Genomic DNA, 24,627 nt, shown 5'->3' with positions numbered 1-24,627 from the left:
ACCGTGTCGATGCCGGCACCGGGGAGCTCGTTCACCACGTCCCCAAGGTCGGTGACTTCGTAGATATCGTCGCCGACACCGCCGGCCATGGTATCGGCACCCGCACCGCCGATGAGAACGTCATCGCCCGCGTCACCATTGAGGATGTCGTTACCGCCCAAGGCGTTCAGGATGTCGTTGCCATCACCTCCGCTGGCCACGTCATCGCCTGCCGTGCCGGTCCATATGTCGGCACCGGCGGTACCGACAAACACATCACCGACCACTGTCGTTGCGGCAGAGATGACTCGCTCAAGTGTGCCGAGGTCATCGGTGTAACTCGCGACGACACGCAGTTGCTGACCGACCTGCGCCTGGCTGGGCGTGAAGGTCGTGCCCGTCGCGCCGACGATGTTGGCAAAGATCGCACCGCTCCCCATCTGCCACTGACGGGTAATCACCGAGGTCGTGGTCCCGTCGGTGTCGGTGAACGCATCCGTGGCGGTCAAGGCCGAGCCCTCCGTCGGGGTCGTATCGCTGATCAGCACCGTGCCAACCGGTAGGAGGTTGACGGGGCTGCCGCCGAGCGGCGCAGTTGGCGCGGTCGGCGCCGAGAACACGCTTTCCAGCACGCCGTGGGCGTCCTGATAGACGGCCCTGACGCGCAGCAGCAGTCCCTCCTCAGCCGCGGTCACCGTGAAGGTCGGACCGGTCGCGGTTGCTAGTCCGCCTCCGAGCGCAATACCGATGTCGTCGAAGATACCAGTGCCCGGGTTTGTTTCGACCTGCCATACGAACGCGATGGGACTGGTGATCGCACCTCCGCTAGCGACATTGTCCGCATCGCTGACGGTGTCGGCCGACACGGTCAGCGTTTGGCCGACGGCCGGCGTGCCATCGCTGATCCTCAGCAAGCCCACCGGCTCGGCGTTCAAGCCATTGACGAGAACCAGCGACTGATCGGCGAACTGCAGCCGCTCGATACTGCTGAGCCTGTCAGTACCGTCCCGACCGACGACGCTGTCGGCCACGGTGGTCGTGCCGTCGACGTTCGCGATGACGGTGTAGTCGGCCAGAAGGCCGGTGTACAGGGCCGTGTCGAAGGAATGGCCAGGGTTAAGTGGGTCAGGCGCATCCGTCAGGATTTCACGGACGGCGACGAGTTGACCGGGGTTGTAAGTGCCGTTGAGCATGAGCGGCACCAACGGGACCATGCTGTCGAACGTTGCGATCTCCGGACCTGTGCCATCAATGTTCTGCCGCACGCTGATACGTACGTTGAGCCACTTGTCACCGTCGATGAGGTCATCGCCGCCACGGCCTTCGATGATGTCGCTGCCGCCGCCGCCGAGGACGATGTTGCCGGCGCCGAACTGATCGTCTGCCGTGCCCACAATGCCGTCCGGGCCGGCTGCTGCGGTGCCGACGAACGAGCGCAGGCCGTTGACCAGGTCGAAGTTGGTGAGCACGCTGCCCTGAGCACCGGCAGCCGCGATCACGGTGGCATCGGCATCATCGCCACGCAGGATGTCGCTGAAGTGCGACCCCGTCAGACCTTCCACCAGTTGGAACCGAGCCACGGTTGCGGCCAACTCCGGCAGTGGCGGAGCGAGAGCGATCTCGGCGAGGCCCAGGTCGACGGACACGCCGAACGGGTCGTCCTTGAAGCCGGCCCAGTCGTAACCGGAGCCACCCAGGTAGCGGTCCCCCGCGCCGCCGTTGCCGAACATGATGTCGTCGCCACCTTCGGCCATGAATCTGTCGGGCCCGCCCGTGCCGGTGAAGATGTCGTTACCGCGTATCAGGTCGAGCCCGTTCGGGTCGAAATTGTCGCCGGGAGCACCATCGGCGGTTCCCTTCTCGATCCAGTCGTCACCTTCGTTACCCATCAGCTGTTCATCGGCCATGCTGCCCATGATGAAGTCGTCGCCTGCGCCACCGAAGACCTCCGAGGAGTCCTCACCGGTGACGACGAAGTCCTTGCCGAAGCCGCCGAGGTTCAGATTCACGCCGTTGCCACTGTGGATGACGTCGTTGCCGTCGCCGCCATGAATGGTGTCGTCGCCGCCCATGTCGGTGAGGATGTCGTCGCCGTCGCCCCCGACGATGAAGTCGTTACCGTAGCCACCTTCGAGGCGGTCATTGCTACCGTCGCCATAGAGCGTGTCGTCGCCGTCGCCAGAAACGAGAATGTCATTGGCGGCCGAGCCACCGAGCACCACATGGTCTTCGCCGGTGTACTGCAGGTAGTTGGTATCAGGGCCGACCGTCGCAGGGTTGTCCCGAATGACCAGCGGCGTGAGGAGGATGCCGCCGACAGGGTCGGTATTACCGGGCAGGTCGTCGACGGTGCCCACGATGCCATCCGGCCCGGCAATCACGCTCTCGTTGAACTGCCTGGTCGGGTCGACCTCCAGGGTAAAGGCCGGAGTCAAGAACATGACGGCTGGGAGGTGGGTCGCATCGGTGTTGGCCATCACCAGTCTCGCGAACGAGTTGTTCTCCAACTCGGTAACGAAGTTAAGCCCCGCGTTGCGTTCCAGGTAGTAGAAGCGGTCGGCGTTCTGCAGCTTCTCCATCTGGTTCTCGAACACGAAGTTGAAGGTCGAGCCGAGCATGCCGCCAAACGGCATTTTTTCCTCGGCGAGGCCGCCGATCCAGAGGTCGATGTTGTCCAGACCGGTAATGGTGACGCCGGTCGGGCCACTCGCCCAGGCGCCGGTGCTATTGAGGAAGTCCAGCCGATCCGCCGGTTCGCCGGCGCCGCCCAACACCAGGAGCGATGCCGCGGCGCGCTTCCCGTCGAGCGTGGTGGCGCTGGTAATGGAGGCGTGCGTGCCATAGGCGGCGATGAAGTTGATCAGCGATTCCGGGTGCTTCAGGTGTTGCACCAAATCGGCCCAGCTGATGTAGGGCTTCAGGTTGCTGTCGCCGGTTGCGGTGAAGAACTCACGACGCGCCTCGTTCAGGGTCGGAAGCCCGGTATCACGGCCGCGCGCGATGTTGATGGCGGGCAGGTCGAGCGGCAGGCCCAGCAAGTTGTTGCGCACCGCTTCGGTGACGAACTCATCGATCTCGTTGCCGACCTGGCGCGTCAAGCCGCGGACGATGGCACCGGCCGCCTGCTCCGGTGTCGGGCCGCTGGCCGCAAACGCCAGCGGATTGAGGAAGGCCTGAATCAGGCCGATCTCGCTCGAGGCGAAGTTAGGGTCCAGCCGGTCGATGGTCTCGGTCAGCATCGAGTGGCCAAGGCGGTAGACCGCGTGCGCGAACTCGGCGACGATCGCCGGGTCGATCTCGGTTTGATAATTCTGGTGTTCGCCAAGGAATGGATCGATGTTCGGCTGAATGGTACGCGCGAACTCTTCGAACACCAGGTGCTGGTACTGCATCTCGGTACCGAATCTCGCCGCCTGGAACAGGCGCTCTCCGTTCCAGTGCAGGGCAGCGATCTCAGCCGCGGTTGTTGGCAACACCAACAATTGGGCATCAGGCATCAGCCACTGGTTCAGGAAGTTGACATCGTTGGAGGCGATGGCCACATCCTTGGTGTGCTGGACCAGACGGTTGTGCTCCGAGTGGAAAATCGCGTGGACGGTGGTCAGGCCGATGTTCTCGTTGACCCGGCCGTCGCCGGCGATGTAGTGCGCGTCGAGCAGCTCGTTGTCGTAGAAGCCTGCGGCCACCGGACCGCCGGCAACGAGGTCGGCATCGGCCGTCAGTGGCGCACCGGTCTGGCTGTCCACCGGAACGGCGTTGTGGGCGATATCGATGAGGAACTGGTGGCCGGTGCGCACGGCATTGACCAGGCTGATGGGCGCAGCAGGATTACCCTCGACGAGAACATCATCGGCGGTATCAGCAATACCATCCGCGCCCCTCATCATGACCATCGGGAAGCCGTTCGGGCCCTTGATGAAATTGCCGTAGGCGTCGGTAGCGAGCAGCGGCACGTTGTCGAAGTCGGCATCGGTAAGATTAATGCCAAGCAGATCGCGCGCCTGCGCCTTCACCACTTTCCAGGTGGCCATCCCACCGATTTCGACGTCGTCGGCAGTACCGAACAGGCCATCGGCGCCCAGGTCACGATTGGTGATCAGCCTGCCGGTCGCCACCGGGTCGCCGGCGGCATTGAACTCGTAGGCGCGCAGGAACACCTGGTGCGAAGGGTGCGAGGTGTAGGTCTGGTTCTGGTCGACGAATGGCGTGGTGGTGTTTGAAGCCTCGTGGATGTCGTCGGCGGTGCCGAGGATGCCATCAGGACCTGGCAGGTTGGTGGCCCGCGTCATCACCATGAAGTTGGTCGGGCTGCCCGGAACGAACAGCGGATCGTCCGGCTGCAGCGGGATGAACACCGTGCCGCTGCCGCCCTTGGTCACCAGGTCGAGGCCGTGGTCGAAGAACTGACCGAAGAAGGTCATCCAGGGATTGAACGGTGCGGACAGACCCGCGTCCGGCGCCTCGTTAGGCATGAAAAAGGTCTGGAACGTCGTGCCGTCGGTACGGGTTCCAGTAATCACCTGCGCGCCGTCCTTCAAGACATCGTCAACCGTGCCGAGGATGCCATCCGGACCGGGATCGAACGTGGCCGCGACCGCCGCCGGGTTGGTGGCGGTGTTGTCGGCGATCAAATTGCTGATAGTGCGAGGCTGCGAGTCGTTCACCAGGCCGCTGGTCTGGGCGTAAGAGGTGCCCGCCTCCGCCGTATCGAACTGCGCCGGAACCAGTCGCGGGAAGACCGTGTCGGCTGCACCGAACTCGTTCTGACCCGCCACCAGGTTGTTGAACGACCCGTCGACCGTGCGCAGGCCCAAAGGCAACCGTGCACTCGGCAGCATGCTGAGGAGATCCTCACCGGCCGCATTCCTTTCCGAGATCAGAATCTGATCGAGAATGAACTGCAGATCGGCCCGGATATAGTGCACACCGGTGCTGGCGACCGGCGTCTCGACCGGCAGCGGGGCTGCCGGTGGCGGAGCAACGCCGGCTACGACCGCTGCGGTTGGAGCAGAGAACGCAGTCTCAAGCACACCATTTTGATCCTTGTAGACGGCCCTGACGCGCAATTCCAGCCCGGCGAGATCCGGGGTCACCCTGAAGGTCGGCCCGGTTATGTGCGCCAATGCTGCGCCCCCGTCCGCAATACGGGTGATGTCCTGAAAGACGCCCGTACCCGGGACTGCTTCGAACTGCCAGTAGAAGGCGATCGGTCCGGTGATGGCACCGCCGGCGTTGTCGGCATCGGTCACGCCGGCAGCCGATACCCTCAGCAGTTGACCCGTGGTCGGCGTAGCGTCCGGGGTGTTGCTGGCAGCATCGAGTATGGTCAGCAAGCCCAGCGGGTCGTTGTTGAGCCCGACCCCGCCTGGCAGGGTGAGCGACTGATCGTTGAACTGCAGCCGCTCGATATTGGTCAGGCGGTCGATGCCGTCGCGCCCGACGACGCTGTCGGCCACGGTGGTCACGCCGCCCACAGTGGTGACGGTATAGTCGAGCCGGTTGCCAGTGAACAAGGCCGTGTCAAAGGCGGGGGCATCCGTCAGGACCTCGCGGACGATGACCAACTGACCGGGGTTGAAGGTGCCATCGAGCATGAACGGGATCATGGGTTCCATGCTGTCGAAGGTGGCAATCTCCGGCCCGGTTCCGTCAAGGTTCTGGCGCACGCTGATACGCACATTCAGCCACATGTCGCCGTCGATCAGGTCGTCACCGCCGCGGCCTTCGATGATGTCGCTGCCACCACCGCCGAGGAGGATGTTGCCCGCGCCAAACTGATCGTCTGCCGTGCCCAGGATACCGTCCGGGCCGGCTGCAGCCGCGCCAAGAAACGCCCGCAGACCGTTGACGAGGTCAATATTGGTGAGCACGCTGCCTGGGACACCGGCAGTGGCGATCGCGACCGCGTCGGCATCATCGCCGGTCAGCATGTCGCTGAACGCCGACCCCGACAGACCTTCCACCTGGGCGAACTTGGCTTGCACGCCTGCAACTGAAGGCGACAGGGCCGATTGTTCGAAGGTGATGCGGCTCATGTCCACAGTCACGCCGTAAGGATCATCCTTGTAGGTGGTCCAGTCGAAACCGGACATGCCCAACATCTTGTCCTTGGACTCACTGCCGATGAAGATGTCATCGCCGCCTTCACCGATCATTTCATCGAAGCCGCCGTCACCGCTGAAGACGTCGTTGCCGCCGGTCAACTCTGCCAGCAAAGCCAGTGGCAGGTTACCGGCGAAATTGTCGCCGGGGGATCCGTCCTGGGTCCCGACCTCGATCCAGTCGTCGCCATCGCCGCCCATCATTTGTCCGTTCAGCCGGCTGCCGAGCATGAAGTCATCGCCAGCGCCGCCGAAGACCTCCGAAAAGTCCTCGCCGGTGACGAAGAAATCGTTGCCGTCACCGCCGAGTTCGATATTGATGCCGTTGCCGCCGTGGATGACGTCGTTGCCGGCCCCGCCGTGGATGACGTCATCGCCGCCCATGTCGGTGATGATGTCGTCGCCATCGCCACCCTCGATCTCGTCATTGCCGTAGCCGCCTTCAAGGCGATCATTACCGGCGTCGCCCCAGAGCGTGTCGTCGCCGTCGCCGGAGACGAGAATGTCATTGCCGGCGGTGCCGCCGAGCACGACATGGTCTTCGCCGGTGTACTGCAGGTAGTTGGTATCGGGCCCGACCGTGTTGGGGTTGTCGCGGATGACCAGCGGCGTGATCACGACGCCGTTGATCATGGTGCCGCCAGTGGGATCGGTGTTGCCAGGCAGGTCGTCGGCGGTGCCCACAATGCCGTCCAGACCGGCAATCACGCTCCGGTTGAACTGCCTGGCGGGGTCGACTTCGAGAGTAAAGGTCGGGGTCGAGAAGATCAGGCCCGGGAGATGGGTCGCGTCGGTGTTGAGCATCACCATCTTGGCGAACGAGTTGTTCTCGAGCTCACTCAGGAAGTTGAGTCCCTGGGTGCGGTGCAGGTAGTAGAGCCGGTCGCCGTTTTGCAGCTTCTCGAGCTGGTCCTCGAAGACGAAGTTGAAGGTCGAGCCGAGCATGCCGCCGAACGGCATTTTTTCCTCGGCCAGGCCGCCGATCCAGAAGTCGATGGCATCAACGCCGGTAATGGTTGCCCCATTTGCCAGGTTGGCATAGACGCCGGTGCTGTTGAGGAAGTCCAGGCGATCCGCCGGTTCACCGACGCCGCCCAACACCAGGAGCGAGGCCGCGGCGCGTTTCGCGTCGAGCGTGGTGGCACTGGTAATGGAAGCGTGCGTGCCGTAGGCGGCGATGAAGTTGATCAGCGATTCCGGGTGCTTCAGGTGTTGCGCCAAATCGACCCAACTGATGTAGGGCTTCAGCTGGCTGTCGCCGGTGCCGGCATAGAATTCACGGCGCGCCGCGTTCAAGGACGGGATGCCGGTATCGCGGCCGCGCGCGATGTTGAGGGCTGGCAGGTCGAGCGGCAGGCCCAGCAAGTTGTTGCGCACCGCTTCGGTGACGAACTCATCGATCTCGTTGCCGACCTGGCGCGTCAAGCCGCGGACGATGGCGCCGGCCGCCTGCTCCGGAGTCGGGCCGCTGGTCGCAAACGCCAGCGGGTTGAGGAAGGCCTGAATCAGGCCGATCTCGCTGGAGGCGAAGTTGGGGTCCAGCCGGTCAATGGTCTCGGTCAGCATCGAGTGGCCGAAGCGAAAGACTGTGTGCGCGAACTCGGCGACGATCGACGGATTGATTGTGTCATCGAAGTCAAGGAAGGCATCGACCTGCGGTTGAATGGTGCGCGCGAACTCTTCGAACACCAGGTGCTGATACTGCATCTCGGTGCCGAATTTCGCCGCCTGGAACAGGCGCTCACCGTTCCAGTTCAAGGTCGACAGATCAGCAGGAACAGACGTGACGGGGGTCAGCAGCCACTGGTTCAGGAACGTCAGGTCGCCGGCGGCCGTTGAGGCGAGGATCGTGTCCTTGGTCTGCTGGACCAGCCGGTTGTGCTCGGAGTGGAAGATGGAGTGGACGGTGGTCAGGCCGATGTTCTCGTTGACCCGGCCGTCGCCGGCGATGTAGTGCGCGTCGAGCAGCTCGTTGTCGTAGGAGCCTGCGGCCACCGGGCCGCCGGCAACGAGGTCGGCATCGGCCGTCAGTGGCGCACCGGTCTGGCTGTCCACCGGGCTGGCATTGTGCGCGATGTCGATGAGGAACTGGTGACCGGTGCGGATCGCCAGCGATGCGTCGATCGGTGCCAGCGGATTGCCCTCGACCAAGCCGGTCGTGGTCACGATCTGCGCAAAGCCGTTCGCCCCCCGAATGAAGTTGCCGTACGCGTCGGTCGCCAACAGCGGCAGGTCGAGGACGTCGAGATCGTCGAGATCAATGCCAAGAATGTCGCGCGCCTGCGCCTTCACCACTTTCCAGGTCGCCATCCCGCCGATTTCGACGTCGTCCGCAGTGCCGAACACGCCATCAGCGCCCAGGTCACGGTTGGTAATCAGCTTGCCGGTCGCCACCGGCTTGCCGGCGGCATCAAGTTCATAGGCGCGCAGGAACACCTGGTGCGAGGGATGCGAGCTGTAGGTCTGGTTCTGATCGACGAATGGCGTGGTGGTGTTTGAAGCCTCGTGGATGTCGTCGGCGGTGCCGAGGATGCCATCGGCCCCGGGCAGGTTGGTGGCCCGCGTCAACACCATGAAGTTAGTCGGGCTGCCCGGGACGAACAGCGGATCGTCCGGCTGCAGCGGGATGAACACCGTGCCGCTGCCGCCCTTGGTCACCAGGTCGAGGCCATGGTCGAAGAACTGACCGAAGAAGGTCATCCACGAGTTGAACGGCGCAGACAGGCCCGCGTCCGGTGCCACGTTAGGCATGAAAAAGGTCTGGAAAGTCGTGCCGTCGGTACGGGTTCCAGTAACGACCTGCGCACCGGCCTTCAAGACATCGTCAACCGTGCCGAGGATGCCATCCAGACCGGGATCGAACGTGGCCGCGACCGCCGCCGGATTGGTGGCGGTATCGTTGACGATCAGGTTGCTGATGGTGCGTGGCTGCGAGTCGATCACCAGGCCGGTGGTCTGGGTGTAAGAGGTGCCCGCCTCAGCCGGGCGGAAGACTGGAGTGGTCAAGCGCGGGAAAATGTTGTCGGCTGCGCCGAACTCACTCTGCCCCAGTCTCAGGTTGTTAAACGTCCCGTCGACCGTGCGCAGACCGAAAGCAAATTCCGGGTTCGGTAACAGGCTGGCGAGCGACTGGCCGGCAGTATCCGCTTCCGCGATGAAAATCTGCTGGAGAATGAACTCCAGGTCCGATTTGTTGAAATTGGCCATTTTGGAATGCCCTCGATCTGTCTGGGTAAAGGCGCGGGACGAGAAAACCCGCCCGCGCCAAGTCAAGTGTTGGCTTGCGCAGTTTGTTGATTAGGTTTTTTTGCGAGAGCTCTGGCGTTACCCGGGACCCGGGATACGCGCCTGGAATTCGCGAAATGAATTGCTCGCCGGGCGATCAGGCAGAGCGGACTCGAGCCCTGGGCGGGCCATGGAATCTGGAAGTGAAGGCGAACGTCCTGGACAACCCCTTCCCTCTGAAAAAGAACGAAATGATCGACATGATTCGCTTCCTCTCAGGAGATTCACCGCGCCTTGCGTTGCCAAAGCGATGGCAAGCTTCAGACGGGCGGGCCCCCCGATAACTAAGACTTAAGTCCCATAGCAAAATATTGTCAATTTAACGTCGATAAAACAGACGACCGGTTTCAGACAGTTCAACTAGCTGTTTTTGAAAGACATATAGGAAGTTGAGCGCAGCTATAGAGCAAAATATTATTTCGAACTGTTTCACCACCACCTACGCTGCTGCATAAGGGAGCAACGCAGCGATTTCGGAAGACTCGCCATCCATAGAGCGACCAGCCTGCGCGTCCATAAGCTGTTTACGGGACTACATTTACTGTTACCTGTTGCGCCACCAGGGCAACCGGCTTTTCGAAGTGGGAGGATCAACATGCCCAAGCAGTCGAGCATCCGTTCCGAACTGGCCGACGCGCTCTTTCGTATGCGTCGCAGTTTTTACTTGCTGGCAGGGTTCAGCGGCGTCATAAACGTCATGATGTTGACGCCAGCCGTTTATATGCTGCAGGTCTATGATCGAGCCCTGGTCAGTCGCAACGTCACGACGCTGGCGATGTTGACTGTCCTGGTGGTAGGTCTGTTCTTGCTGATGTCCACGCTGGAAATGGTCCGCACCCGCGTGCTGATCCGGGTCGGCAACTGCCTCGACATGGACCTCAACCGGCGCATTTTCACCGCGGCATTCGAGCGCAACCTGAGCCGTGCCGGAGGTAATCCGGCCCAGGCCCTGCAAGACCTCTCCCAGGTTCGTCAGTTCGTCACCGGCAATTCCCTGTTCGCTTTCTTCGATGCACCGTGGACGCCGATCTACCTGTTGGTCGCCTATCTGATCCACCCGCTGCTCGGACTGCTCACGCTGATCGGCTCGCTGATTCTGATGGGCCTCGCTTATCTCACTGAAAAGGCGACGCAGAAACCGCTGGCCGAAGCCAATCAGGCCGCCATGTCCTCCGCCCTATACGCCAACAACAATCTGCGCAATGCCGAGGTCATCGAGGCCATGGGCATGCTGCCGTCGATCAGCAAGCGCTGGTTCCAAAGCCATTTGCGCATTCTGGAAATGCAGACCCTGGCCTCCGACCGCGCCGCCTTGATCAGCAGCACCGGGCGCTTCGTGCGTATCACTTTGCAGTCGTTGATCCTCGGTGCCGGTGCGCTACTGGCGATCGAAGGCAAGATCACCCCGGGGATGATGATTGCCTGCTCGATCCTCACCGGCCGCGCACTGGGCCCGGTGGAACAGGTGATCGCGTCGTGGAAGCAACTGCTCGGTTGCCGTTCGGCCTGGGGCCGGCTCAACGAGATGCTGCACGATTATCCGCACCGGCCACCGAGCATGTCGCTGCAGCGGCCAATGGGCATGCTGGCGGTGGAGAATGTGTATGCCGGTGCCCCCGGTACCAACAACACGATTCTGCGCGGGGTGGGCTTCAGCCTTGTCCCCGGCGAAAGCCTTGGCATTATCGGTCCATCCGCCTCGGGCAAATCCACCCTCGCCCGCCTGCTGGTTGGCGTCTGGCCGGCACAGGCCGGCAAGGTGCGCCTGGACGGCGCGGACATTTTCACCTGGAACAAGGGCGAACTTGGCCCCTGGCTCGGCTACCTGCCACAGGACGTGGAACTGTTCGAGGGCAACATCGCCGACAACATTGCGCGCTTTGGCGAAGTGGACAGCGAAGCGGTCATCCGCGCCGCCAAGATCACTGGCGTGCACGAGATGATCCTGCGTTTCCCGCAGGGTTATGACACCCGTCTGGGCACCGATGGCAGCCCGCTGTCCGGTGGCCAGAAGCAACGCATCGCCTTGGCTCGCGCGTTGTATGGCGAACCCAATCTGATCGTGCTGGATGAGCCGAACGCCAACCTCGACGACGTCGGCGAAAAGGCCCTGGTCGATGCGCTGGCCGAACTCAAGGGCCGTGGCGCCACCGTCATTCTGATTTCCCACCGTCCCAACGTACTCTGCGCCGTCGACAAGGTGCTGATGCTGCGCGACGGCGGCGTGCAGATGCTTGGCACGCGCGATGAAGTATTCGCAGCGCTGCGCAAGGCCAGTGTGATGCCTGCAGGCGCGTCGACTCCGCTGGCCTCCGTCAAAGCGCGGGAGTAACCGATCATGCAAATGAGCCAACACACCGAGATGATCAAAGCCGATACCAGGAGCATGGTAGATCTGGACGTCGGCAAACCCGCGCGATGGGGCGTGTGGCTGGTGCTCGCCGGCTTCGGCGGCTTCCTCCTGTGGTCCTGGCTGGCGCCGCTGGATGCCGGCGTGGTTGCGACAGGCACGGTCAAAGTCACCAACAATCGCAAAGCCGTGCAGCACCTCACCGGCGGTACCGTGGACGCCATTCTCGTTCGCGAAGGCGATGTGGTGAAAAAAGGTCAGGAGGTGGTGCGTCTCGATTCGTTGCATGCCGTTTCCGAACAGGGTGCGGTCAGCGCCCAGTACATCGTCAGCAAGACGGTGGAAAACCGCCTGGAAGCGGAACGTGACGGCCGCGATGTGGTGAACTTCGACCCCGAGTTGCTCAAGCGCTTCGGGGATGACCAGCGCCTGGCGGCCGCCATGGACTTGCAACAGCGTCTGCTGGACACCCGGCGCGCCGGTCTCGCTGGCGAAATCAGCATACTGCAGGAGAACCTGGCGGCGTCGGCGGTGCAGCTTAAGGGCCTGCAGCAGGTCTACAGCGCCCGCGCCTCGCAGATCAACTTCCTCAACCAGGAACTGCAAGGCACCCGCGTGCTGACGGCCGAAGGCTATGTACCGCGCAACCGTCTGCTTGAACTAGAACGCAACAATGCCGAGCTCTCCGCCGGTCAGGCCGAGAACCTCAACAACATCGCCCGCGTGCGTAGCCAGACCACTGAAATCAAGCTGCGCATCCTGCAGCGCCAGCACGATTACCTGAAGGAAGTCGAATCGCAACTGACCGACACCGCCAAGGAAAACACCACCCTGGCCGACCGCTTGCGCGCGCTGGACTATGAAGTGACCCACACGGTGATTCGTTCGCCGATCGATGGCATGGTCCAGGGCCTGAGCATTGCCACCGTTGGCGGGGTCATTCAGCCTGGCTTCAAGATCATGGAAATCGTTCCGGTCAACGAGCCGCTGCAGGTCGACGCAATGATTCCCGTGCAGGCCATCGACAAGATGGTCCCAGGCCTGCCCGTGGACATTTCCTTCCCGGCCTTCAACCATGCCAGGACGCCAAACATTCCCGGCCGCGTGAAAACCATCTCCGCCGACCGCCTGATGGACGAGGAAAGCAAGCAACCGTTCTATCTGGCTCAGGTGGAGGTCACGCCCGATGGCATGGGCCTGCTTGGCACCAACCACATTCGCCCCGGCATGCCTGCCAGCGTCACCATAAAAACCGGCGAACGCAACATGATCAGCTATCTTCTTAAACCAATGCTTGATCGTGTGGACAGCTCATTCAAGGAACAATGAGATGGAACGTCGTTGCCTGTTCTTCTGCCTGCTGGGGTTGGCCATGCCGGCCGGTGCCATGGACCTCAAACAAGCCTGGGATCTGTTGCAGTTCCAGGGCCCTATTTACCAGGCCTCCGTGCATGAAAAAGAGGCTGGCGAGGAAAACCGCGCCATCGGCAAGGCCGGCCTGCTACCGCAGATCAATGCCTCGGGCTACCACAACAAGGTCAATGGCTCCCAAAGCCAGAGCGGCATCGACAGAGATCTCCATTACGACTCCAAGGGCGCAAACGTGCGCCTGCGCCAGCCGCTGTTCAACAAACAGAAGATGGCCGAATACCGCCAGGGTCAACAGCGTGCCGACTACAGCGTCGCGGTGTTCGATGCCAAGACCCAGGACGCTGCGGTGCGCTTGTCCGAAAGCTATTTCGATGTACTCCTGGCCAGCGAAACCATCGTCCTGGCCAAGTCCAAGCTGACCGCCTTCGAAGAGCAACTCGCTTCGGCGAAGCGGCGCATGGAGCTGGGGGCCGGCACCGTCACCGACATCGACGAGTCGGCCGCCCGCCGCGACCTTGCCGAAGCCGAACTGATCGAAGCGCAGGACAATCTGGTCAACGCGCGCGCCAAGCTTGAGGAATATATCGGTGAAACTCCCGAATCGATGACCACCTTGCGTCCGAGCTTCGATACACCACCGCTGCTACCGAGCAACCTGCAGGACTGGTTGGTCAAAGCCCAGACCGATAGCCCGCTGATCCATGCGCGCCGTTATAGCAGCGACCTTGCCGCAGAAGAAGTGAAGCGTGCCAGTGCCGGCCACTGGCCAACACTGGATTTCATTGCCGGCTACACCGCGGGTGAGAGCCAGTCACTCTCCGAGTTGAATCAACGCAACCACTACGGCTCAATCGGGCTGGAAGTCAATATCCCACTGTACAGCGGTGGCGGCGTCAGCGCGTTGACACGCCAGGCCAGTGCCAATAGCGATAAGGCCATGGACGAACTCGACGCCGCGCGACAGGAAGTCATCACCGAAACCACCCGTGAGTATCAAGGCATACTGAGCGGCGCCAAACGCATTCGCGCGCTGGAGAAGGCCGTAGTGTCCAACGAACGCTCACTGGCATCGGCTCGCAAGGGCTTCAAAGAGGGCGGCACCAGCACCAACTCGGACGTCCTCAATGCCGAAGAGCTGCTCTTCGTTGCGCGCCACGATCTGTTCGAGGCCAAGATACGCTATTTGATGTCGCGCCTGCGCCTGGCCTCTTCAGTGGGCAGCCTGGGCGACGACGATATCAACCAGATCAACGAATACCTCGGCCCGGAACTGCTGGTCACCAACTAATGTTCACCCGACAGTCGGTCGAGCCAAATGATGGCTGACCGGCGTTCCACCCCGTCGAAAAAACAGTCAATTTCCGTCGACCGGGTCAAGACATTCGATATCGCTCGTGCCCCCTACACCTCAAAACGCCCCGTGGAGTCTCAATCACACTCGTATCGCCGCGAGAGTGGAAACGCCGGCAACCGCCGGTGAATCGGTCCATGCTGTGTCCCCTCTCCTGTCAAACCCGTTGATCGGTATCAACTGCTCGCGCGATTACCCATTGCAGGTCGATCCGGTGTTCACCCCGCAGGCCGTCTGCCAGGTTGGGCTGGCCGCATCGTTTAATAGTTTTTGAGAGTTATTGATTCGGATTATCCAGCCGCTACGGGCAGCATTCGGCCCGCATTGACCGGCGTGCAAGCACCTGCTGTGCGTGACCGATTGGCGAGTACCAGGGCCTGAATGCACGCACTCAGAGCAATGCTCCGGAGCCGGATCGGAATCCGAATGACAACTTTCATCACTTGAGAACCAAACACATGGGCATGTCGAATAAATGGATTGTGGGAATTGCTTTGAGCTGTGTATTTCAGGTCGGCTGCGTCTCGAAAGTGGCGCAGCAAGAGCAATACTCGGGTTTCCTGGGCAATTACCAGGGCCTAGAGGAACAAACCACGCCGAGTGAGCAGAAGGTATTGCGCTGGGTATCGCCGGGGTTCGATCCTCGCGCGTACTCCACTGTCGTGTTCCGACAGATGGAACTGTACCCGGCGCCAAAACCGACCGCGCGCGTGAGCCTGAAAACGCTGCAAGACCTGCAATTGATGACCAGTAACAGCGTCAAGAGCGCCTTTGCCCAACGCTATACGATCGTCCCTTATGCGCAGCTGGCACCAACCGATTCGCGGTCGCTGATCCTGCAAGCGGCGATCACTCACGTCAGCGCCAACAACGAAGGCATGCACTGGTATGAGGCCGTTCCGATCGCAGCGATAGTCGGGGCGACACAAGCAGCCACCGGACATCGCGATCAGACCGCCGAAATGTACATCGAAGCCGATCTTATCGACGCCCAAAGCGGTCTGCCGGTCGCGAAGATGGTTCGCAAGGTGTTCGGCGCGACCCTCAAAAATGCCGAACAGCCGATTGTTGCCAATGACTTCAAAGTTGCACTCAAAGGCATGACAGACGACATGCAGGCTCTCCTCCTCAAGCGTTGATTTTCAAGTAAACCCCATCGCAATCGTAGAAGTGCCTGCCATCCACCGGCACAGGATGGCAAGCAGACCGGCATGGGGTTTCAACGTGGCGACACGCCACGCCCCTCCCTCTGACAAACCGTTAGCCGTGTCGACGCCTGACGTGAGACCCGATGATGAAAATACTGGCCCATACCTTAGCGGTCGTTACGATGTTGCTGAGTACCAGTGCCCTGGCGGTGACGGTGGTCCCCCTCAAAGGCCAGACTTCCCAGACCATCCAGCAGGACGCCAGTGCCTGCCAATCCCAGGCCAACGCCCAACAGCCGATACCAGACACCGTGCCATCCGGCGGACGGGCAAAAGGCGCTGCCACGGCCGCGGTTGCCGGGGCGACTGCGGCAGAGGTTCGGGGCCGCCAACATGAAAATGTCTACGACCAGATTGACGACGATACCAAGCAAGACTATCGCCAGAACCATGCGCGCAGCGCCGCAGCCGCCGGTGCCGTGGTGGGGGGCTCCAGGCAACGTCAGGCGCGCAGGCAGAACCTGGCCGCGAGCGAACAAAGCAGCATTGCCAACAACTCCGTCTACAGCAGTTGCCTGCAACAACGCGGTTACGATGTGTTGCCTTGATTTGCGACGACGATGACCTGAAACAACTACCGACCTTGGCTTGTCGTTTCGAGCGTGCCGCACAGGAATGCTTGTAGCACCGGACAGTATCTAGCCTGCCCTTCCCCCTTCCAGGCCTCGCCTGCGACTCCCCCCAATTGCACCAGTATCGAACGGTTTGCCGGGCGTACGTGCGCTCCAATCAGTCTGGTTACGCTACTGACTTCAATGCGCCGTAGAGGCGTGTCAGAGCTTTGGTGATGCTGTCCAAACCCCTTTGAATGCAATCAGATCGTCAGTGAATGCGTAAGACGAAAAAAAGCCCCGCGTCCGCCATGAAGGGACGCGGGGCAAAGGTTGTAGAACGAGAGGTGAGGATCGTTTACGCCCCGACAAGCAAACCATGAACTTGATTTGTGTCAACGCTCCTCGAGATCCATTTAAAGCGGTAACGCCCCTGGTTCAAAGCTAATTAGAATCAAAAATAATCCTCAATAAGCCAGGTGCACAAAAAACAATCATTGATTTGTATCGTGATCGTTCAGCCAGCAATTGAGCCTTTTTCGGGACAGCGAAGTTAGTTCACTCAGGCGTGGCTACGCACAAATCCGCCTGCCCGAGCTTGCAGTTTTCGGATAGCGCAGAAAATCCGTTCCAAGCATTATTCATCGCATCCAAATCAACCATCAGACCCTCCGCTTGGCCCTCATCTTCGTTCACCTCTCAGACCAGAATGTACCGAGTCAAATCCGGCCCCTATACTCAGGCCAGTACCGCCTGAACGGAATATTTCTATGAGCTACACCTTCAAGTTAAAAAATGGCGCTGTGGCAGTATTCGACCCGGACAGCGCCATGCTTTCCATTACAACACCCCATGGAGATGTACAAAAATCCACGCTAGGTAGAGCCGAGTCGCGCCTGTTGGACCTGCTGCTTAAGGAACCAGGCGTCACTAAAAGCCGCGACGAAATCATCGACTACACCTGGAATGACCGCGTCGTTGCCTCCGGCAGTTTGAATCAAACCGTTTTCTCACTACGAAATATTCTTAACGACAGCCGGGATCACGAGATTTTGATGACCGTTCCTCGGCGAGGATACTGCTTCAACCGGCACTGCGTAGTCGATGAAACGACAGATGCATCAGAACCCTCAGAGGAAACTGCACAGCCAGCCGCCTCCTCCGATGGCCAACTACCGCCAACTCGCAGTGATGACCTGGTAGCGCCTTCAGGTAAAACCAAAAAAACCTCCAGCCTTACCAAGGCCCAACTGATCGCTTATATCGTTACGTTGGCAGTCGGCGCTTTTACTATTTTTCAAATCGACTTCGACACCCCAAAAATTGAAGTTTCCAGTGTCGACAAGAATGGACTGGTCATCCACGCCGTAGGCAATGATCTTGCCGAGGCACAAGCGCTGATGGATTTATCGGTTAAACAAACCGAGCAATTGCCGCCAGGCCTGAAGGGCCAGGTCTGGATAAATCTGTACAAAGCCAACTACTCCGTTTCGTGCATTCGCCCGGATCTAAGCACTGCAAATCTACAATTAAACAGCAGCGAACGAGACCTCGCCTTGATGATTCGTCAATGTCTGGAAGTCACCTTATGAAGTTTGAAATTCCTCAAGTCGTTCACTGGCCGATTATAGCCCTGATCAATGCACTCTGCATTTTCTCCTTTTTTTATTCTCCTTCGCACTACATGGAAAATACCAGTTACCAAACAAAAACCCGGCAATGGCTGGAGGATCTTAATCAACTCAACACCGAAGAGTACCTCACCATCGGGCATGGCCGACTCACTGGAACCACACTGGAAAGCCTGAATGGAAAAATCCGTAACGCGACTATCTCGGCGAATATTATCGGGGAAAGCAAAACGCACGTCCAAATCAAAGTCAGCAACGTCAAACTCAGCCAGGACAATGAACTCTTCGCCATTGAAAAGACCCCCGAACTGTTTTTCAGACGTCAATACGTCTTGCAAGAGGGTGCCATCTTAAACTACGAATTGATTCCGACGCAGAATAAAAATGCCGTGTGCTTTTACGTACATGAACTTGGCCGCTTGCGCTGCATGAACCGTTAACCGACCTCCTCCACTGACGCAACCCCCTTCAGATATATGCTCGCTTTAAAAATCAACCAAACAAAAATAACAATTATTGATTTGAATCAGATGTCTCTCCTGCTGAAAATCCCTCGCAATTAATTTTTGGAATCGAGCCTGCTTGATTCTCGTCCGGGACAATGCCCAACACAGGGGAATCAAGTGAAAGCCATGCATTTCCTGCGAATCAGTAAATCAATGAACCTCCGGATCCTGGCAGTTTCATTCTTGTCTGCCATACCGCTTTACTCGTCAGCACACGATGAGCACGCGGTCGAAAACACGACAATTGAATATTATGAAATTGAATTAAGCCAAGATGACAGACAGAAACTATCGCATCTGACAATTCATACTGAGAATGAGTATCATACGGACGAGCAGGAAAGTGATTTTTCTCTCCCGGCCCAACCACAAGGTGATACTGGTACGAGTTACGCCAACTCGCGCATATTCTTTTGAGGCCTGTGGCGTTCACCGGGACAGACGCTAACCAGACGATCCTGACGACCTCTCAAATATGAATTATTGACTTTGGCAGGCGCAACCGGGGTGAGAGGATTTGCAGGCCAAATCGTGGCAGAGATGCAGCTGACACTCTGTTCTGGCGAATAAACTGCTCATAAGGAATCGCCTCGATGCTACTGAAAAACTTCGTCACCGTAACGTTTGGTTTATTGCTTTCTCTCAAGGCCATGGCCGACGACAAGGGTTTCTACAGTGCCAAATTGACGAGCGTCGAAACCAACAAGAAGGCCCTAAGCGCGGTGAGAAACGGCTATCAGGTAACAACGGGGTATCGTATTGATGATTTTCATTCTTTTACCGCTGCAGCCATCGACCCGATGAAACCCCAGTCGCAAATCTTCAGTTCGAAGGTTGACCCACGCAACGTTCAGCACATGGACGACTCGCCATTGGACACCAGGTACGCTTTTTCGGCGGAGCTGGAAATCATCCGGGGGCTCTGACGCCCCACTCATCACGCGTCCCGGCACGGGTGTACCTTCATCTGGCATGTGACCGCCATTGCTGCACGGACAGTCATTGCTTGACCCTAACCATTCAACAGGTGAGCCTTCAATCTCATGAGTATCGCACCGCCCGATGAAATCTTTCATTTGTCTTCTGCCTTGCCGAGCCAACTGAATAGAACAATAGGCAAATGGGAAATGAGCCTTATCCCTTCTGAGCAGGAGGCGAGCATTCGGCAACATAAGCTCTTTCACAGTCCCGAGCTCCAGTGCAGTCGTCTTGAGTTCGACTCATCCGTCACCCTGGTGAGTTCTGTCCCTGCCGGATTCATAACATTCGCCATCTCGCAGTCGCCGGTTGGTCGCCCCGTCGTCAATAATCACAAGCTACAGCCTAACGAAATCATCGTGCTGCACAGCGATGAACCGGTGCATTACACATGCGAACCGAATGAGACACTGTTCACCATAACCACAACACTGGAGCATTATGAGCGGTGCTGCCAACATCACGCCGTCATAGACATACTTGCCAACAGAACAAAACACAGCTTCCAGGCTGAAAACTTCCAGTTCATACGGTCTGCCATTCAGGCCATCAGCGCCTCCTGTGTCGACATCGATGACACTCTTTCATCACAACGCAGCGAATCAAAAGCTTCAGCGTTTGAAGGTGCGGTACTGGCGTCTCTATTACAGTCATTGACACCCGCTGGCGGCTTCAGTCGTAAAGTCCCGACCAGAAGAAAGGTGGCGATAGAAGCCATAGAGTACATTCATGAAAATACGAAAAAAACGCTCACTATCAAGTCACTCGTGAAGCAACTTCAAACTACAACTCGCACCCTGCATTTTGGCTTCATTGAAACGTTCGGCATTTCGCCAATCGCCTATATCAGGAACTTGAGACTCGCAAGTGCCCGTCGCGACCTGATTAATAAAACGTGGCCCACCGTAACAGAAACCGCGATGTTCTGGAATTTTCACCATCTAGGCCGGTTTTCCAAGGCGTACCAGAATGCTTATGGCGAGTCACCGTCAGAAACAGCCCGGCGCAACTCAGCCAAACCCAGAAAATGATGATTAATAATTTCTCTTGATTAAACCGGGGCAGCAACAATTGCTTATTTTCCGACCCAAGGGGATAAGCATGCATCATCGAATAAACACACTGCCACTCAAGCAGAAAATAATTCTGTGCATGATCGCCTATGCAAGCGGCATCTTATTGGCCTGGGTAATTGACTGGTACTGAAGACGTTTAATCCGCGACTACAAAGTGCACAGTGAAACAATGATACCTCGGGGATTTATCGATGGTTGCCGCATATAAAGCGTTACTTGGAAGGCACGCAGCTACTGTGTGCGCGATTGCTGCAGCGGGCTGGGCGGCATGGTTTTGCGCTGGAGGGCTTGCCGAGCACTTCATTGCCCGGAAGTTGAATAACATTTATGTCGATCTCCGTGCTGCTCAAGCCGAGCCCAATGCGCAGATCGACAAAGTACTGAACACCCTTGGCCAGCTTGATCTTTCCGACCAGGAATGCTCCGGCAAGCAATACGCACAAATATCGGAGCTGGTTAAAAACCTGCGATTTGTTGATCAAGCGGCAGTCCAGTTGCCAAATGGCAAGATCTGTTCATCCTACGGACAAGAACTCAGTTCGATACTGGCCGGCTATGAAAAGAGAAAGTTCTCGGTTGGAGAGCGAACCTATTGGCTCGGCTCAGGCCAGGCGGCTTCTGCGGACACCGACTTTATCATTGTGTCGCAGCAGTCAGTCTACGTCTGGGCAAACAAGAAAATTCTTCTCGACAATTTAAAACTTCCCGAGGACGTACAACTGGACCTCATTGGTCCCGGCGGCGCCGTGCCCATTGCCTCTACGGGTCCTCAGCCCCTCAAGATGCAGAAGCCGTTCCATCTTGAAGAACTTGTCACCTGGGCAGACAAAGCCCTCATTGCCTTTCCAGGCAGCCGAAATGAACTGATTTCAGTCATCTCTCTGCCGTTGAGCTATCTGCCAGCGCTCAGATTCAAACTGTTCATTGCTCTTGCTTTCGTATTCGAACTGCTGCTCTACCTCTCCTGGCTCACCCGACAACATTACACCTCTACCGCTGTACGGCTGCGCCATGCCATAAAAGCCAACAAGCTGGGGGTTCACTACCAGCCTATCGTCAATTTGACGACAGGCTATATGGTGGGCGCCGAATCGCTTTCCCACTGGAACGCCAACGGAGTCGACGTTCCGGCGGATGTCTTCATCCCGATTGCAGAGAAGTCCGACTTGATCCGCGAACTTACGCGCTCGGTCATACGACAAGTGGCGGAGGACTACAGCACTTACCTTTGGGCATGCAAGGACTTCTACATCACGGTCAATCTTTCCGCTCGGGATATTCAGGATCAAACCTTTCCAGACTTTGTGAGCAGCCTGCTGGCAACTTATGGCATGCCTGCTTCCGCCATGATCTTTGAAATAACCGAAAGAACCTTGCTCGACTACGAGCCTGCGGCCACGCAATTGCGAAAGCTTCGAGCGTGCGGACATCGTATTGCCGTGGACGACTTTGGTATCGGCTATTCCAGCCTCTCCCTCCTGGACTCAGTGCCGTTCGATATTCTGAAAATAGATCGCTCATTCCTCGAAGAAGACAAGATCGCTGCCAAGGACGCCCTGTGGCGACACATTGCCAACATTGCCAAGACTCTAAGACTCAAGGTCGTGGCCGAGGGCGTCGAGTCTCAGCAGCAACTGCCGCATCTGCTTTCAGAAGGCGTTCTGTTGGCGCAAGGCTGGTTGTTCTCCAAAGCGCTGCCCATCCAGGCTTTGGCGAGGCGCTATTTTGAATGCCCGGTAAATATCAGGTATTTCGGCGATAAGCGTGGCTCAAAAATATCAATCAATGACTTCTATTAACCCTCTTGGCCACTCAAATTCCCGGCGAACTCTAAACCTGTACAAGGACTCCACTACACATGCTACTTCGAAACCTTGGCTTCGCTTCACTGCTATCGTTGCTGTCTTTTCAGGCGCTCGCTGATGATAAAGGTTTGTATCTTGGAGCTGGCGTAAGCAACATCCAGACTGATGAATCCCATCTTGACGATGAAGACTCCAGCTACAAGGTTTACGCGGGGTATCGCGTCAATAGCTACCTGGCCTTCGAGGGTGCCTACGTCGATCTCGGTCAATTCGAGGACAAGAATATCGATTTCGATGGGAAATCCGTTCAGGCGGCCGCCCATATCGGCTTTCCACTGGGAGAGCGGTTGCGGGTATTCGGCAGTGTCGGCGCTCATGCCTGGGACGCCGACGGTAATGCCACCGACGATGATACCGGGGTTGATCTGACCTACGGTGTCGGTCTGGAAGTCGATGTCTTTCGCAACATCGGCCTGCGTGCTGAATACGAAGTTCTGGAGGTCGGAGAGATCAACCTGAATCAGACGACCGCATCCGCCTATATGCTTTTTTAACACCGCTACAGTTGAGCGGCCTCCCCCGGTCGCTCATCGCACTCTCCGCAATGCTCGTCCTCGCCCTGCCAGCCCCCCTGCCATTATTTCAACGGTTCCCTGGATTCCTGTGCAGGTGCCATGTACCACTTGTCTCTGGGCACCCATTTCTCCTGTTGCGGATCGCCCAGGTAGTGCGGCGACATGATCTGCACGCCGTATTCGTTGAACACATCCTGGATGTTGGCGTGCAGCATGCTCAGCAGCGCGGCACGCGGCCGAGGCTGACTGGGAATGGCCTGGGCCACCAACCGGTACTCGGGGTAGAAATCCGACAAAGCCGTTTGAAACACCTGCGGCGGCGGGATTTCGAGGACGCCGGGTGTGCGTTTGGCGGCTTCCAGCAACATCCCTTCGACCTGCCGCCATGGGGTGTCATAGCCAATGGTGACCACGGTGTCGACCACATAGCCGGGGCCTTGTACCACCCGCGAGTAGTTCTTGGTGACGGTGCCGGTGATCATCGAGTTGGGCAGGGTCAGCACCTCGCCCAGACCGGTGCGGATGCTGGTGGTGAACATGCCCAGTTCAGTCACTGTGCCTTCGTAGTCGCCAATGCGCACGAATTCGCCGGGGCGCAGGGTCCGGGTGTAGGTCAGGATCAACCCCGCCGCTGCCTGACCCACCACGCTGGTGGCGCCAAGGGAAATCATCAGACCGATCAACACTGACAAGCCTTTGAATGCATCGGTGCCGGCACCCGGCAGGTACGGATAGGCCATGGCCAGGGCAAACAGCCAGATCGCCAGGGACGTCAGGCGTTGGGTCGGTTGCAGGGTTTCATGGTTCAACCAGTTCAAGGTGCCGGGCGTGGCCAGGCGCCGCAATATCCGGCGAGAGAACGCTGTCGCGCCTCGCGCAATGAAAAAGATCGCCAGCGCCACGCCGAGCCCGGGAATCGCCCCGAGAATCCCTTGCAGCAAATAGTCGACGACTTCCAGCAGATAGTTGTTAAGGCTTTCACCCCAGGGCCGGGTATAGGGAAAACGCGACAGGACAAACCCCAGCCACTCGTAAGTGAGCAGCAACACGATGACCCAGCGCAGCAATTCCAGCACGCGGCTGACCAATGGATAGAGGAAGTTGGCGTCGATCAGCGGAACCCGCCCGACCTTCAGGGCCTGGGTGTGTCGATGCATCAGTTCGGGCAGTTTCTTCAGCACTTTGCGCCGCAGAAACAACATGCCGAACAGTAGAGCGATGTAAACGCCGGTGGCGAGCAACGCAGCGACTACCGAGCGCAGGATCAATTGCAGGCTACGGGCTTCCCGGGTTTCGGCCACGACCTGGCGCAGCTTGCCAGCCGCGGCTTCGGCCGCCTGCTGTACCGAGTCGTATTCGGTCTCGTCGAAGTCCTTGGGCGAAACGATAAAGGCGCGCCGGCTACCCAGCAGCACCATGTAGCTTTGCATGATCGGGTCGAGGGTGACATTGAGGTCGTCCGCGTCATCCAGCGCCTCACCGATCACCGTTTTCGCCCGTTTGACCCGCGAGGCCGGGGCTTCACCGAGGATGGTCGCGCGGAACACCATGATGCTGCGGTTGGCCACTTTCAATTCAACGGGAGCATTAACTACTTTCGGTGCATCCTCGGCCCACAGTTGCAACGACCAAAACATCCCGAAAACAGTAAACATTACAGCGAGCAGCCTGCTCCGCATGTGTCGGATCCTTACGTCACAAAATTCAGATCGAGGGTACGTATCGCAGCGTAGTTCACCGATGAACGGTTGTCAGATTTGAACTTCTGTAGGAGTGAGCTTGCTCGCGATAAACCGGAGAGCGCCGCGGGGCACCCGCCAACCAGCGTTATCGTTGACGACCATCGCGAGCAAGCTCGCT

General features: G+C 58.7%; 14 protein-coding genes. 12 read left to right on the top strand and 2 right to left on the bottom strand.

The features are described from left to right. The coding region (locus PMI28_RS18890; protein WP_007985161.1) for a peroxidase family protein at nt 1-9,287 on the bottom strand (9,287 nt) is incomplete at its 3' end. A 673-nt stretch (nt 9,288-9,960) separates the two neighbouring features. On the opposite strand from PMI28_RS18890, the gene PMI28_RS18895 reads away from it, so the two are divergent. The 12 genes from PMI28_RS18895 to PMI28_RS18945 all read left to right on the top strand — a co-directional run bounded on the left by PMI28_RS18895 (nt 9,961) and on the right by PMI28_RS18945 (nt 22,746). After that, entirely contained in the window at nt 9,961-11,697 is a 1,737-nt protein-coding gene (locus PMI28_RS18895) for a type I secretion system permease/ATPase (RefSeq protein ID WP_007985159.1), read from the top strand. A gap of 6 nt (nt 11,698-11,703) precedes the next feature. Then, nucleotides 11,704-13,044 carry an HlyD family type I secretion periplasmic adaptor subunit gene (locus tag PMI28_RS18900; protein WP_007985156.1) on the top strand — a complete coding sequence of 447 codons (1,341 nt, stop codon included), beginning with the start codon at nt 11,704-11,706 and terminating at the stop codon, nt 13,042-13,044. Nucleotide 13,045: 1 nt separating this feature from the next. Continuing rightward, nucleotides 13,046-14,374: a TolC family outer membrane protein gene (locus PMI28_RS18905; protein WP_007985154.1), complete on the top strand. Its 1,329-nt coding sequence runs from the start codon at nt 13,046-13,048 to the stop codon at nt 14,372-14,374. Between the two features lie 521 nt (nt 14,375-14,895). Continuing rightward, nucleotides 14,896-15,576, top strand: a complete 681-nt coding sequence (locus tag PMI28_RS18910; protein WP_007985150.1) for a DUF3313 domain-containing protein — start codon at nt 14,896-14,898, stop codon at nt 15,574-15,576. A 155-nt stretch (nt 15,577-15,731) separates the two neighbouring features. Further along, complete coding sequence (locus PMI28_RS18915; protein WP_081501403.1) at nt 15,732-16,193, top strand: hypothetical protein; 462 nt, start codon at nt 15,732-15,734, stop codon at nt 16,191-16,193. Between the two features lie 773 nt (nt 16,194-16,966). Further along, a complete protein-coding gene (locus tag PMI28_RS18920; protein ID WP_007985147.1) occupies nt 16,967-17,788 on the top strand; it encodes a transcriptional regulator in 822 nt (273 codons plus the stop codon). Beyond that, complete coding sequence (locus PMI28_RS18925; protein WP_007985145.1) at nt 17,785-18,267, top strand: hypothetical protein; 483 nt, start codon at nt 17,785-17,787, stop codon at nt 18,265-18,267. Before PMI28_RS18920 ends, PMI28_RS18925 begins: the two co-directional genes overlap by 4 nt. Nucleotides 18,268-18,459: 192 nt before the next feature. Beyond that, complete coding sequence (locus PMI28_RS0128415) at nt 18,460-18,750, top strand: hypothetical protein (protein WP_033063216.1); 291 nt, start codon at nt 18,460-18,462, stop codon at nt 18,748-18,750. Between the two features lie 176 nt (nt 18,751-18,926). Continuing rightward, nucleotides 18,927-19,259, top strand: coding sequence for a hypothetical protein (locus tag PMI28_RS18930; RefSeq protein ID WP_007985143.1), 333 nt, complete (start codon nt 18,927-18,929; stop codon nt 19,257-19,259). Nucleotides 19,260-19,376: 117 nt separating this feature from the next. Beyond that, nucleotides 19,377-20,342 (top strand): helix-turn-helix domain-containing protein, encoded by a 966-nt coding sequence (locus tag PMI28_RS18935; protein WP_007985142.1) that lies wholly within the window; start codon nt 19,377-19,379, stop codon nt 20,340-20,342. Nucleotides 20,343-20,578: 236 nt separating this feature from the next. Then, nucleotides 20,579-22,186 carry an EAL domain-containing protein gene (locus PMI28_RS18940; protein WP_007985137.1) on the top strand — a complete coding sequence of 536 codons (1,608 nt, stop codon included), beginning with the start codon at nt 20,579-20,581 and terminating at the stop codon, nt 22,184-22,186. A 59-nt stretch (nt 22,187-22,245) separates the two neighbouring features. Further along, entirely contained in the window at nt 22,246-22,746 is a 501-nt protein-coding gene (locus PMI28_RS18945; protein ID WP_007985136.1) for an outer membrane beta-barrel protein, read from the top strand. An 83-nt stretch (nt 22,747-22,829) separates the two neighbouring features. Here PMI28_RS18945 and PMI28_RS18950 read toward each other — a convergent pair whose 3' ends face one another. Further along, on the bottom strand, nt 22,830-24,446 hold the full coding sequence (locus PMI28_RS18950) for a mechanosensitive ion channel family protein (protein WP_007985135.1): 1,617 nt from the start codon (nt 24,444-24,446) through the stop codon (nt 22,830-22,832). Nucleotides 24,447-24,627: the final 181 nt, after the last annotated feature.

Origin of the sequence: Pseudomonas sp. GM48, assembly GCF_000282335.1 — a bacterium.
Taxonomy (GTDB): domain Bacteria; phylum Pseudomonadota; class Gammaproteobacteria; order Pseudomonadales; family Pseudomonadaceae; genus Aquipseudomonas.
This window is presented reverse-complemented; position numbering and strand designations above follow the sequence as displayed.